Raw genomic sequence first — 12,278 nt, 5'->3', positions numbered from 1 at the left:
CCGTGTGTCAATGGCAATCGGCGCCGGCTGACGGGTGCGGCAGTTTGGAGTTGAGGCCGGATGCGCGAAAAAAGAGAAGAAAAGACCGCCCCGCCGGAGACATCGCTGCTCGACGCGCCCGAGCGGTTGAGCGTGCTGCATGCGACGGTGCCGGACATGGCGGTACCCGATGCGGATTTCGACGGCATTGCCGAGATCGCTGTCCGCCTCTTCGATGCGCCGATCGCGCTCGTCAGCCTGCTTGACCGCGAGTGGCAATGGTTCAAGGCGGCGGTCGGTACCACGGAGACGCGGGCGTCATCGGAGGATTCGTTCTGCGTGCACGCGGCAGCCGATGCGGGAGGCAACGGCCTAGTTGTACTCGACGCCTCAGTCGATCTGCGTTTTCGCAATCGGCCGCTGGTCGCCGGCGCGCCATTCCTGCGCTTTTACGCCGGCGCGCCGATCGTTCTCGATGGCCAGCCGGTCGGCACGGTCTGCGTGCTCGACGTTGCCGCGCGCAGCGAGGTCGCACCGCATCTGATGGAGCAGCTGCGCCGGCTTGCCGATCTTGCCGCCTCGCTTCTCAAGCTCAAGGACGAGGCGCGACGGCGCGCCATCAAGGAGGCAGCGCTCTCCCGCGAGGAACAGCGCCACGCGATGGCGCTTGAGGCGGCCAATATCGGCAGCTGGCTCTGGAACGTTCGCTCCGGCGTGATCGTCGGCAACAGCGCCTTTATGCGCATGTTCGGCTTGCCGGCCGATCGGTCGTTCGGCGCCAGGGAAGTGTTCGGCGCCATCCATGCCGATGACCGCGGCGCAACCTTCGCCAAGCTTCGCCAGGCGATGAAGGCGGACGAGGAATATGACGGGATGTTCCGGGTCGGAAACACCGGCCGTTGGCTGCTCGGCCGCGGGCGGGTGCACGATCGGGATGCCAAGGGAAATCCGCTGACCTTCATCGGTGTCACCATCGATGTCACCGACCAGCAGGCATCGGTGCAGCGAACGCGGCTGTTGCTCAAGGAACTCAACCACCGGGTCAAGAATACCCTGGCGATGCTGCAGTCGCTCGCCCGCCAGACCCTGCGCCAGACCAGCGACCCGGCCGAATTCATGACCGCCTTTGCCGGACGACTGCAAGCGATCTCCGAGGCGCATGGACTTCTCTCGGACCATGAGTGGGGCACGATCCGGCTTGCGGACCTGATCTCCAAGCAATTGATGCCGCATGTCAGCGTCTATGCGGACCAGATCGAACTGCACAAGGACGAGGTGCTGCTCGGCCCCGACCAGGCCGTCGGCCTGGGGCTCGTGCTGCATGAACTTGCGACCAATGCGGTGAAATACGGCTCCCTTTCGGTGCCGACCGGCAAGGTGGTGCTGACGGCGCGCAACGTCGTCGAAGAAGGCGAAGCGGTATTGCACCTGACCTGGACGGAGGTCGGCGGACCGCCCGTGCGCGAACCGAAACGTCGAGGCTTTGGCTCCATCCTGATAGAGCGCAGCCTCGACAAGGTTCTCGGCAGTTCGGTGAAGGTCGAATATATGGCGGCCGGCGTGACCGCGCTGATCCGCTTGCCGCTTTAGGTTTCCCGTCGCGGCCTGCGCTTCCTGCCGGTGCCGAGCAAGGCGCCGATGGCAAGGGCCGTGCCCACGGCGAGCAGCGGCTGTTTGCGCAGGATGCTTGCTGCGGCCAGCATCGTCAGATTGGTTTGCATCATCGACCGACGGCGGCGCTCTTCGGCGAGCCGCCTATCCCGTCCTTGCAGGGCAATCATCACGATGATCAGGATCAAGGCCGTCAGGATGAGGGCTGCGGCTATCGACGCGGCGGCGACCACAGGCGAATAGGCGGCGCTGAGATAAAGCGCGATGGCGATCAGTGCGAAGATGTAGGCGGTGACAAGCAGCACGGCGACGACGGCGCACAAGGCGGCGTTGCGCTTGAAACGTGATGCGGTGGCGCCGATGTCGGCAGCCAGCAAGGCGGACAGAGCGGCCCCGAGTGGTCCCATGCGCATTTACTCCTGGTAACACGTCAAAACGGGTGGGATGCGTCTGGCGATCCCACCCCGTTCCAAGATCTGCATCGAACCTAGCGCCGCAGCAGTGCGGCGGCGATCAGACCGATGAGGGCTGCCGTGCCAAGCGTTGCGAACGGGTGCTCGCGTACCGCATGGCGAAGCTGCTTTTCCGTGCCGGCATAGCGGTCGCGCAGATCGCCGAGCAGTTCCTCGCCGCTTGCGAGCAAATCCTGAAGGCCGGCTTCCGCGTGCTCGCGGGCATCGTGCGCCTTGCTACGCGCCTGTTTCGAAGCGTCGGCACCGCGATCGGCAAGCAGGGCAACGAGCGCCGCCATGTCGCTACGCAGTTCGCTGAGCTGGTCTTCGATGGAAATGTCAGCGAGCGCGCCGTTGCGCTTGCTCGACCGTGAACTTGAACCTGAGAAGAGGCCTGAAGCCATGATTGGTCTCCCTTTCGCTGCAACGCCGGCCAAGGACGACCGGCGTGATCCGTTGGCACCGACATGGCAAGCGCATTGCCACGACCGGTACTTCGGGGAGAACAACGCACGAGTGCGCAAATTGTTTCGATAAATCTTGAAGTTGGCGCGATTTGCCGGCTAGAGCGTCGCCGTCTGCGGCAACACGAAGGGCACGTCGGCTGCCGGCATGGCGCTGACCTGCATGCGGCAGCCGAACACCACCTCCATCGTCTCGTCGGTCAACACCTCTCGCGGCGCGCCGCCTGCGCGGATCTTCCCGGCCTTCATCATGATCATCCGGTCGGCGAACATCGCCGTCAGGTTGAGATCGTGCATGACGGCGATGACGCCACCGCCGCGCTCGCAGAACCGGCGCGCCAGTTGCATGATGGTCAACTGGTGGCGGATATCGAGGCTCGAGACCGGTTCGTCGAGCAGCAGATAGCGCGGTTCGCCATCGCCGACCGGGTTGGAAATCTGGCAGAGGACGCGCGCCAGCTGCACGCGCTGCTGTTCGCCGCCCGAAAGCTCCTGATAGAAGCGCCCGGCAAAGCCGCCGAGATCGACGGCCTCGAGCGCTTCGGCGGCAATGCGGTCATTGGCCCTGGCATCTGATGTCGCGCCTGCGGTCAGGCCGAGCCGCACCACTTCGCGGACCGTGAAGGGAAACGAGATCACCGTCGATTGTGGAAGCACCCCGCGTTTCAGCGCGAGCTCCCAGGGTTTCAGGCCCTTGAGATTGCGGCCATTGATGCTGACTGATCCGCTTTCCGGCGGCAACTCGCCGGAGATCGCCTTCAACGTCGTTGTCTTGCCGCAGCCGTTCGGCCCGACGATCGCGGTCAGCGCGCCCGGCTCTGCCTCAAGCGAGATGCCGTGGATGACCTGGCGGCCGCCAAGCCGGACGGAGAGGTTGGATACCTTGATCATGGTTTCGGCTCACAGTCCCATGGTCGTGCGACCGCGCAGCAGGATCCAGAGGAAGAACGGCGCGCCTATGAAGGCGGTGACGATACCGATCGGCAACTCTGCAGGCGAGGCAATGGTGCGGGCGATCATGTCGGCCAGGATCAGCAATGTTCCGCCGAGAAGCGCCGATGCCGGCACGAGATAGCGGTGATCCGGGCCGATGACGAGGCGCAGCAGATGCGGTACGACGATGCCGACGAAGCCGATGCCACCGCTGACGGCAACGGACGCACCGGTTGCTGCGGCGACGCTGACGATGGCGATGTTCTTCATGCGCTGCACCGGAATGCCCATGTGGAACGCGGCTGCTTCGCCGAGCGTGATGGCGTTGAGGCCGCGCGCCAGAAAGGGCGTGACCGCGAGCGACAACAGGATGATCGGCGCGGCCGCGGCGATCTTCGTCCAGCTGGCGCCGGCAAGCGAGCCGAGACCCCAGAAAGTGACGTCGCGCAGTTGCTTGTCGTCGGCGATGAAGATCAGCACGCCGGTGAAGGCGCCGGTGAGCGCGCCAAGCGCAATGCCGGCGAGAAGCAGGGTGGCAATCGAGGTTTGGCCGCCGCGGGTGGCGATCCGGTAGAGCAGAAGCGTGGTGACAAGGCCGCCGATGAAGGCTGCGACCGGGAGCGCATAAAAACCGAACAGCGCAAACAGCGGGCCGAACACGGCCGAGCCGAGCACGATCAGCAGAACGGCGCCGAGGCTTGCACCGGAGGAGACGCCGACAAGGCCGGGATCGGCCAGCGGGTTGCGGAATAGCCCCTGCATGACAACGCCGGAGACAGCAAGCGATGCGCCGACGAGCATTCCGAGCACCGCTCGTGGCAACCTGATGTCGAGAATGATGATGCGGTCGCGAACGCTCAGGACCTGATCCGCATCGCTCGCGCCGAGCAGCCAGCGCACGACGTTGGACAGCGAAGCGTCGGCGGCACCGGTCATGATCGAGCCGATGAAGGTGGCTGCCGCGAAGATGACGAGTAGAACAATGACGACGCGGGCCAGCCGCGCACGATTGCCCGACCGCCATTCGGCCCGGATATCGGCGGCGAGGGCGGTCACGCGCCTGCCGAGGTCCAAAGCCTCACTGCGAGGCATTGGCCTTCTTTCCGTAGATTGCGGCGTTGAGTTCGCGAATGGCGCTTGCGGTGCGCGGGCCGAATCCGAGCAGGTGCAGGCCGTCCATGCGGATCAGCGTCTTGGTCTTGGCGGCAGGCGTCAGGCTCAGCGAAGGCAGGGCGAAGAGTTCGTCCGCCTTGGCGCTGTGTTCACCGCCGCGGTCCATCATCAGGATGACGTCGGGCTTGGCTTCAATGATCGCCTCGTCGGTCAGGGCCTTGTAGCCCGGGAATTTTCCGGCGGCGTTGATCGCGCCGGAAAGCTCGATGATGCCGTTGGCAGCCGTGCCGGTGCCCGACGCCATGATCTTGCCGCCCTGGGTGCTGAGCACGAAAAGAACGCGCTTGCGCTCGCCTTCCGGGCGCTTGGCACCACCGGCAACCGCTGCAGCAAGGTCGGCTTCCACCGACTTTGCGAGCGCATCGGCCTTGTCGGGCACATTGAGGAAGGTGCCGACCGAGCGGATCTTTGCCGGGATGCTGTCCTTGTCGAAGGTTTCCGGCACGCTGGTGAAGGCGATGTTGGCATCCTTCAGGATGGCGAGCGCCTCCGGCGGGCCGCTGCCTTCGACGGCGACGATCGCGGTCGGATTGACCGCGATGATGCCTTCCGGGGCGAGCGCGCGCATGTAGCCGACATCAGGCAGCTTGGTTGCAGCTTCCGGATAGGTGCTGGTCGAATCGCGGCCGACCAGCCGGCCTTCCTCGCCGAGTGCGTAGATGATCTCGGTAACCGCACCGCCAACCGAAACGACGCGCGAGACGTCCGGCTGCTCAATGCTCTGTGCCATCGCCGGGCGGATGAACGACGGCGCCCCTGGCGCCACGGCGGGCAACAGGAAGGGAGCCGAAACCGCAAACGCGGCCAGAGCCAGCTCCCAGAGGCGAAGGCGGCGGAAGTCGAGACCGTTGATCATCACGCTGTCCTTAAGCTGCGACGGTGGTGTCAAGGCGTGCGAGGCCCTCGGCGATATCGCGCCACTCGGGACGCTCGGCAAAACCTTCCTTACGCTTGCCGAAGAACTGGATGATCATCTCGCCCTTGGCGTCGAGCGCCTCGATCGAGGTGACGTGACCATCGGCAGTCGGCTTGCGCACGGCCCAAAGCTCGGCGATGTGATCGGTGCGCAGGTGAAGATGGAAGGTCGGGTCCATGACGTTCAGCCACGGACCCATCGGGGCGATCTTGGCGATCGGGCCGGAATGGATCTGGATCACGCCGCGATTGCCGACGAAGCACATGATCGGCAGTTCGATCTCGGCGCTGGCACGCATCATCGTTTCGATGCTCGACGGGTCGAGACGCCAGGCGAAGTCGTCGCCGATATGCTGCAGCGCCTGGCGGCGGCCGATCTTCAGCTTGCGCAGCAGGCCGTGGAATTGATGCGTGTCGGTCATCTTGGACCAGCGGTCGCGCAGCTCGGTGACGTCGACGACGTTCTCCTGCTTGTCATCGGCAGCCGGTGCGCTGGCGTCCGCAACGAAGGTCTGCGACTGGTCGTCGAGACGGAAGTCTTCAACGATCTTGTCGTAGGCGGCGACATTTGACGCCGGGCGCAGGTGCAGCTTGTGCACCGCATTGCCCCATTTGTCGAAGAACTGCAGGCTCTTGCGGGCTTCGCCGCTGTCATCGGTCTTGGTTACGGCAAAGGCATGCGCCCAGGCGCTCGGGAAGACGCGCAGGTCGATCTGCTCGCCAAGCACGATGCTGGCCATCTCGCCGGTTGTGATCTTTTCGTAGACGCCGATCTTTTCGTGAACTGCGCTTTCGTTGCGGGTCAAAGCCATGACCTCACCCAGTTCCTCGGCGCGCAGCAGGAAGCGGTTGGCATCCGCGTCGATGCGCACGGCGGTCAAGCCACATTCGGCCGCCACGAGGGCTGCTTCCGAAACTCCGAGCTGGGCCGCGATGTCGCGCTCGCGCATTTTCGGGTTCTCAGCGCGGTAGGCACGGATTTCGGACGGGGTGGGACGGAGGCTCTCGGTCATTGTTATTTGCCTATTTGTTCAGGATCAGTTTGCCTTGGCGGGTGATCTTCATGCGGTAGATCGCCCCGTCGTGGGAAATGAGGATCTCGCTTTCGCCGCGAAAGAGGTCGCGGCTCTCGACGATCCGCTGGGCCCGCTGCGCGGAGGCTACAGGTTGTGAAAATCGCGCATAATCGGTGTCGTCGGCTGCCACGGTTCGGTCGTCTCTAGATGGCGGGAGGCGGTGTTTTTCCCGCATTTCCTGCCGTGCAATTCGTTTACTATCTTGACTTCATTACTCATATTTCTTTATGGACGCAATACCGGATCGCCACACTCAAGTTAAGATGTCCGCGCTTGTGGATAGATGGCGACGACTTCAACGCTCCCAGGGTTCGGAGCGCCGATCGTGAGTGGTATTAGAATGATGCACCTTTCCCGTATGGTTGTTCCCGTGGCATTCGCGTTTGTTCTTGCGGCAGGCGGTGCAGTCGCCCAGGAGGCGTCGTCCGCTGGCGCGCTCAACATCGAACTCAACGAGGTCACGCCGTCGCAGAAGGGCTGCAAGCTCACCTTCGTCGCCGGCAACGCCTTCGTGCAGAATTTGAGCAAGGTTTCCTTTGAGTTCGTGATCTTCGACCAGAAGGGTCTGGTCGAGCGCATGGCGGTGCTCGACTTCCGCGATCTGCCTGCTGGCAAGACCAAGGTTCGGCAGTTCGATCTTCCCGGCACGAATTGCGAAGCGGTGAAGAGCCTGCTGATCAATGACGCGCCCGCCTGCGTCGGCGATGGTGTAGAGGGCGATGCCTGCATGAAGGGCCTCAAGACCGGTTCGAAGTCGCCGGTCGAACTCAAGGGCTGAGGTTGATTTTTCGCATTGAGTACTGCGTTTGCGTCGCGGCTCGCGGCGAAGGTTAGGCCAAGATGAAGCATACCGTGAAATGGATCGGCGCAATTGCCTTCTCGCTCGTGGCGCATACCAGCGTTGCCATGTACCTTGCCTCCTCTACGCCGGAACAGCCGCAAGACCTGATCGCCGGCGGTGCCGAGGTCGAAGTTGCGATCCTCGGTGATGCCTTCGAAGAAACCTTGCAGTCCGGCGATCCGACGGAAGTCGTCGAGCCGACCGAAGACGTTCCCGACGAAGTCAAGCCCGAGGAGATTACCCCGGTCGAAGACGTCACGTCGACCACGCAGGAGATCACGGCGGAGCAACCGCATGATTTGATCGCCACGGAAGCCGATGTCATCCTGCCTGCCGAGCAGGTTCCCACCCTGCAGGTCGCCGAGGCTGTGGTTACTGCCAGCGTCGCGCCGATCGAGACGGTCGAGCCCGAGGAAAAGCCGGAGATCCAGGAGCCGAAGAAGGAGAAGGTTGAAAAGCCTGAACCCAAGAAGGATCCCGTCAGGAAAAAGAAAGTCACCCGCAAGAAAACGGGCGACAAGGGGGAACAGGCACAGAGCCAGGTCAAGGGTAAGCTGGATGGGGACGTAAACGGCAATTCTGCGGCGGCAACCGGCAAGAACCGCTCTACCGCGGTCGGCAACGCCGATATGTCGAACTACAATGGCAAAGTTCGCGCGAAGATAAACCGGCGATACAAGCTTCCATCCGAAGCGCGCCGACAGGGGCTGTCGGGCACGACGACGGTGAGTTTTACGGTGTTGGCGGACGGCGGTGTTTCCCGCGTCAGCGTTGCCGGGAGTTCAGGCTCACTCGTTCTGGACACGGCTGCTCTTGATGCCGTGCGCCGTGCGGCTCCATTTCCTGCCATTCCAGAGGGGGCCGGAAAAAGTGCAATACCGTTCACTTTGCCTATTCAGGCAAGTGTTCGCTAGGCGACTGCCGCCGGCCACGGTGTGATCCGCGGCAGAAGCCGAAGCCCTTCAAAACTGATGGGAAAAATATGATTATAAAACTCATGTTTATACTTTACTCTGATAATCAAGTTTAATAAGTTGCCGCCGTGACGCAACCGAACGGTGTGTGTCGATCCCGGTGCGATCGGTTGCCATGAGGGCCGTCGACGCAGCAAAGAGGCGGAGAAGATTGCATGCGCGGCAAGCGTCACCATAATGCGGCCAAGAACGGCAAGGGTCGTTCCGGTTCCGAACGGGTCGAGGTCTGCGAAGAGGCCGCCAAGGCGACACTCGAAGGCCGCAGTTTCCTCTATGTCGGCGGACGCGATTGCCAGGTTGCGCATCTGCGCGAGATTGTCAGCTCCTTCGGTGCCGAGCTGCTTCACCACGATGGCGGCCTGCGCGAGGCGGTATCGCGCATCGACCGTGTCCTTCCTTCCGTCGACTGTGTTTTCTGCCCGATCGATTGCATCAGCCACGATGCGTGTCTTCGCGTGAAGACCGGCTGCAAGAAGTGGGGCAAGGCTTTCGTGCCGTTGCGCAACGGCTCGAAGTCGAGCCTTGAGCGGGCGCTGCAGGACCTGACCAACAGCCGCAACGACTTGGCATAGCCAAACATATGACGCGCGATGGAGGTGATTGACCTTCCGCGCGCATGGAGATTTTTTTCGAGATGAATGAAAACCGCCCGGACAAGTGCATGATGATCGGCCTGCACAAATTGGCAGCGCAGAATGGCGACGGGCTGGTGCCCGAACTCTACGAATTGCTGACGCGGCGTTCGCGCATGATCGAGGAAAACCCCAATGTCACCGAGTTCCCGTCTTGGGAAACGCGCCGGCCCGGCCGCGACCCTTTCGGGCTTGCGGAGCCGCAGGAGGGCACTATTCTGGCCTTCCCGAGAGCCGCGAACGACGCGGCTCGCAAGAAAGACAGCGCATAGGAGGCAGGCCATGTTCTTCGCAATGAACCGTTTTCGTATCGCCATTGGCCAGGAAGAGGCTTTCGAAGCCGTCTGGAAGAGCCGCGATTCAAGCCTTGCGGACATGCCGGGTTTTGTCTCGTTTCATCTTCTGAGGGGCGAAAACGTGCCGGACGAGGGCTATACGCTCTTCGTCTCGAACTCGACCTGGAAGGACAAGGATGCCTTTTCCGCCTGGACGAAGTCGGAGAACTTCCGGGCCGCGCACAAGAATGCCGGCGAAAACCGCTCGATGTATCTCGGCCCGCCGAAGTTCGAAGGTTTTTCCGTCGTCGAAGGCGCCTGATCTCAAGAGCTTCAAACTGGCGCGTTGAGCGTCACGGCGCCTTTCGTGGAAGGAAGGCGCCGATTGAAACGGCAAGCCAGCCGGCCATGATCGTCGTGCCGCCGAGCGGTGCCGACATCGGAAACAGGCCCTGTCCGGTCACGTGACGCATGGCAAGGTCAGCGGAAAACAGCGCAGTGCCGAAAGCGATCAGCAAGGCTGCGACCGGAGCCGTGCGGAAGCTCGGCCAGGCCGCATAAAGCGCGACGAGCGCCGGCGCGTGCGCCAGGCACATGGCCGAGATCTCGGCGAGCAGCCTGGGGTCGGTGCCATGCGAGGCGGCTGCAGCACTGACCACCCCGGCAATCCCCATCAATCCCGCGACGAAGAGCGTCGTTGCGCGCAATCCACTGGTCGGCATTGTCAGGTCATTCCTTGTTCTGCATGTGCAAGGCGAGGCGGGTGATCGGATCGAGAATGATCTGCCGCAGTTTTGGGTGAGCCACCGTTTCTTCCAGTGCGCGGGTAAAGCAGAGCAGCCATTCGTCGCGCTCCTCCGGCCCAATCTCGGCAACGAAATGCCGGCGCCGCAGCATCGGATGGCCACGCTTTTCCACATAGATCGGCGGACCGCCAAGCCAACCGGTCAGATGTTCGTAGAATTTTTCCTCGCTGCCGGAAAGGTCAGGTGGATGAACCGCGCGGCAGCGTGCCGCTTCGGGCAGCGTATCCATCAGTTCATAGAAACGACGGGTCAGCGCGCGCACCGTCGGGTCGCCGCCGATCGCTTCGTAGAGTGTCGTCGTTTCCGGTTCTGCCATTGCCGCTTCCTTCGTCCCCGAAGTCCTAGCCCGCCAAGGTCTTGTGGACAACGGCTTTCCAGTCTCGCCTTTGCGGCGTTTCCGCGCGGTTCGACACATCGATCTTGACAAACCGTCCAGACGGTATCTTTATGGAAGCATGACAGAAGCCCATCGCCGCAAGAAGCAGCCCGAGCAGGTCCGCCAGCAATTGCTGGAGGTCGCCGCACGCCTGTCGCACGAGCAGGGGGTGGCGGGCATCACGCTCGATGCGGTGTCGCAAGCGGCCGGCGTCAGCAAGGGCGGGCTGCTGCACCATTTCCCCAACAAGTCGGCGCTGCTCGATGGCTTGTTCGACGATCTCGTCGCGCGTTTCGATGCGGCGATCGAGGCGGCGATGGCTGGCGATCCGGAGGCGCAGGGACGCTTTACCCGCGCCTATGTCGATGTCTGCTCGAAGCTCGATCCCGACACCGACGTTCCGGGCTGGCGAATGCTGACGATCGCGCTGATTGCCGAGCCGAACCTGAAGATCCGCTGGCGCGAATGGGTCAACCGCCGGGCTCAGGAGTTTGCGGAAACCGACTCTTCACCCAACTGCGTGCTCGCCCGTTTTGCCGCCGACGGTCTCTGGCTCGCCGACCTGATGCAGAGCCATGAACTCGATGCCGCGGCGCGTGTTGCCCTGGCTGAAAATCTCAAAGCGCTTTCGACGCGATAGACCGGATGGAGACCCAGATGAACCCCGCTATGCTCTATTCCGTCCTGGTCGTTGCCATCGTCTTCGAGGTGCTTGGCACCTCGGCAATGCAGGCGGCACAGCATTTCACCCGGCTGTTGCCGACCGTGACGATGGTCGTTTGCTACGCTGTCGCCTTCTTCTTTCTGTCCTATACGCTGCGCTACATCCCGGTCGGCATCGCCTATGCGGTCTGGAGCGGTCTCGGCATCGTATTGATTTCGCTCGTCGGATACTTTGCCTTCGGCCAGAAGCTGGATCTTGCCGCCATGCTCGGGCTCGGGCTCATCATCGCCGGCGTCGTGGTCCTCAACGTCTTCTCGAAATCCACGTTCCATTGATGTCTGGCCACTGACGCCTAGAGGGCAAAAAGCTCTTGCAAAGGCGCCGGCGTGTCACTAGCCTTACAAATTGAAACCGCTTTCAATTTTAACAGCTGCGCATAAACGGGAATTTGCCGATGTCAATCAGAACAATCGTATGGGGCGAGAATATCCATGAGCAGACCAATGAGGTGGTCAGGAGCATCTATCCGAACGGGATGCACAACACCATCGCGGCGGCGCTGAACACGGACGTTTCGATCGAGGCAACGACGGCGACGCTGCAGGAACCGGAGCATGGCCTGAGCGAGGAGCGACTGGCGAAGACCGATGTGCTTCTGTGGTGGGGGCACAAGGACCACGGCGCCGTCAGCGACGAGGTCGTCGAGCGCGTTGCCAAGCGCGTCTGGGAAGGCATGGGCCTGATCGTCCTGCATTCCGGCCATTTCTCCAAGATCTTCAAGCGGCTGATGGGCACGCCCTGCGCATTGAAGTGGCGCGAGGCCGGCGAGCGTGAACGGCTCTGGGCGATCAACCCGCGTCATCCGATCGCCGAGGGCATCGGCGAGAACTTCGTGCTCGAGAACGAGGAGATGTACGGCGAGCAGTTCTCCGTGCCGGAACCGCTCGAAACCGTGTTCATCTCCTGGTTTGCCGGCGGCGAGGTGTTCCGTTCGGGTCTGACTTGGCGTCGGGGCGCCGGCAACATCTTCTATTTCCGCCCGGGTCACGAGACCTATCCGACCTATCACGACGCCAACGTGCAGAAGGTGCTGCGCAATTCGGTCAA

General features: G+C 62.6%; 18 protein-coding genes. 9 read left to right on the top strand and 9 right to left on the bottom strand.

Going from position 1 to position 12,278, the window contains the following annotated elements; translation table 11 throughout:
• Window positions 1–60: 60 nt before the first annotated feature.
• On the top strand, window positions 61–1,569 hold the full coding sequence (locus tag ASD02_RS11005) for an HWE histidine kinase domain-containing protein (protein ID WP_025428095.1): 1,509 nt from the start codon (window positions 61–63) through the stop codon (window positions 1,567–1,569).
• On the opposite strand, the gene ASD02_RS11000 is transcribed toward ASD02_RS11005, so the two are convergent.
• The 7 genes from ASD02_RS11000 to hemP all read right to left on the bottom strand — a co-directional run bounded on the left by ASD02_RS11000 (window position 1,566) and on the right by hemP (window position 6,733).
• On the bottom strand, window positions 1,566–1,997 hold the full coding sequence (locus ASD02_RS11000) for a hypothetical protein (RefSeq protein ID WP_025428094.1): 432 nt from the start codon (window positions 1,995–1,997) through the stop codon (window positions 1,566–1,568). The genes ASD02_RS11005 and ASD02_RS11000 overlap by 4 nt on opposite strands.
• An 80-nt stretch (window positions 1,998–2,077) precedes the next feature.
• A complete protein-coding gene (locus ASD02_RS10995) occupies window positions 2,078–2,446 on the bottom strand; it encodes a DUF883 family protein (protein ID WP_025428093.1) in 369 nt (122 codons plus the stop codon).
• 159 nt (window positions 2,447–2,605) lie between these two features.
• Window positions 2,606–3,397 (bottom strand): heme ABC transporter ATP-binding protein, encoded by a 792-nt coding sequence (locus tag ASD02_RS10990; protein ID WP_025428092.1) that lies wholly within the window; start codon window positions 3,395–3,397, stop codon window positions 2,606–2,608.
• A gap of 9 nt (window positions 3,398–3,406) precedes the next feature.
• Window positions 3,407–4,531 carry an iron ABC transporter permease gene (locus tag ASD02_RS10985; RefSeq protein WP_025428091.1) on the bottom strand — a complete coding sequence of 375 codons (1,125 nt, stop codon included), beginning with the start codon at window positions 4,529–4,531 and terminating at the stop codon, window positions 3,407–3,409.
• Window positions 4,518–5,468, bottom strand: a complete 951-nt coding sequence (locus tag ASD02_RS10980; RefSeq protein ID WP_025428090.1) for a hemin ABC transporter substrate-binding protein — start codon at window positions 5,466–5,468, stop codon at window positions 4,518–4,520. The genes ASD02_RS10985 and ASD02_RS10980 overlap by 14 nt, the downstream gene beginning before the upstream one ends.
• Window positions 5,469–5,478: 10 nt before the next feature.
• Window positions 5,479–6,540 (bottom strand): hemin-degrading factor, encoded by a 1,062-nt coding sequence (locus ASD02_RS10975; RefSeq protein ID WP_025428089.1) that lies wholly within the window; start codon window positions 6,538–6,540, stop codon window positions 5,479–5,481.
• Window positions 6,541–6,550: 10 nt separating this feature from the next.
• Window positions 6,551–6,733, bottom strand: a complete 183-nt coding sequence (gene hemP, locus ASD02_RS40585; protein ID WP_025428088.1) for a hemin uptake protein HemP — start codon at window positions 6,731–6,733, stop codon at window positions 6,551–6,553.
• A 213-nt stretch (window positions 6,734–6,946) separates the two neighbouring features.
• On the opposite strand from hemP, the gene ASD02_RS10965 reads away from it, so the two are divergent.
• The 5 genes from ASD02_RS10965 to ASD02_RS10945 all read left to right on the top strand — a co-directional run bounded on the left by ASD02_RS10965 (window position 6,947) and on the right by ASD02_RS10945 (window position 9,647).
• Window positions 6,947–7,381, top strand: coding sequence for a hypothetical protein (locus tag ASD02_RS10965; protein WP_107028056.1), 435 nt, complete (start codon window positions 6,947–6,949; stop codon window positions 7,379–7,381).
• A gap of 62 nt (window positions 7,382–7,443) precedes the next feature.
• Window positions 7,444–8,358, top strand: a complete 915-nt coding sequence (locus ASD02_RS10960; RefSeq protein WP_057220853.1) for an energy transducer TonB — start codon at window positions 7,444–7,446, stop codon at window positions 8,356–8,358.
• A gap of 215 nt (window positions 8,359–8,573) precedes the next feature.
• Window positions 8,574–8,990, top strand: a complete 417-nt coding sequence (locus tag ASD02_RS10955) for a DUF2325 domain-containing protein (protein WP_025428085.1) — start codon at window positions 8,574–8,576, stop codon at window positions 8,988–8,990.
• Between the two features lie 62 nt (window positions 8,991–9,052).
• On the top strand, window positions 9,053–9,322 hold the full coding sequence (locus tag ASD02_RS10950) for a hypothetical protein (RefSeq protein WP_025428084.1): 270 nt from the start codon (window positions 9,053–9,055) through the stop codon (window positions 9,320–9,322).
• Between the two features lie 10 nt (window positions 9,323–9,332).
• Window positions 9,333–9,647, top strand: coding sequence for an antibiotic biosynthesis monooxygenase (locus ASD02_RS10945; protein WP_025428083.1), 315 nt, complete (start codon window positions 9,333–9,335; stop codon window positions 9,645–9,647).
• 31 nt (window positions 9,648–9,678) lie between these two features.
• On the opposite strand, the gene ASD02_RS10940 is transcribed toward ASD02_RS10945, so the two are convergent.
• Both ASD02_RS10940 and ASD02_RS10935 read right to left on the bottom strand, forming a co-directional pair.
• The gene (locus ASD02_RS10940) at window positions 9,679–10,047 is read right to left on the bottom strand and encodes a DUF423 domain-containing protein (protein ID WP_025428082.1); all 369 of its coding nucleotides are present in this window, start codon (window positions 10,045–10,047) and stop codon (window positions 9,679–9,681) included.
• Between the two features lie 7 nt (window positions 10,048–10,054).
• A complete protein-coding gene (locus ASD02_RS10935; protein ID WP_057220852.1) occupies window positions 10,055–10,447 on the bottom strand; it encodes a group II truncated hemoglobin in 393 nt (130 codons plus the stop codon).
• A gap of 139 nt (window positions 10,448–10,586) precedes the next feature.
• On the opposite strand from ASD02_RS10935, the gene ASD02_RS10930 reads away from it, so the two are divergent.
• The 3 genes from ASD02_RS10930 to ASD02_RS10920 all read left to right on the top strand — a co-directional run.
• Window positions 10,587–11,147, top strand: coding sequence for a TetR/AcrR family transcriptional regulator (locus ASD02_RS10930; RefSeq protein WP_025428081.1), 561 nt, complete (start codon window positions 10,587–10,589; stop codon window positions 11,145–11,147).
• 17 nt (window positions 11,148–11,164) lie between these two features.
• On the top strand, window positions 11,165–11,506 hold the full coding sequence (locus ASD02_RS10925; RefSeq protein ID WP_025428080.1) for an SMR family transporter: 342 nt from the start codon (window positions 11,165–11,167) through the stop codon (window positions 11,504–11,506).
• A 119-nt stretch (window positions 11,507–11,625) separates the two neighbouring features.
• Window positions 11,626–12,278: ThuA domain-containing protein (locus tag ASD02_RS10920; RefSeq protein ID WP_057220851.1), on the top strand; the 653-nt coding region annotated here is incomplete at its 3' end.

This window comes from Ensifer sp. Root1252, from assembly GCF_001425885.1.
Taxonomy (GTDB): domain Bacteria; phylum Pseudomonadota; class Alphaproteobacteria; order Rhizobiales; family Rhizobiaceae; genus Ensifer; species Ensifer canadensis.
The sequence above is the reverse complement of the archived record's forward strand: the minus strand, read 5'-3'. Positions and strand labels throughout refer to the sequence as shown.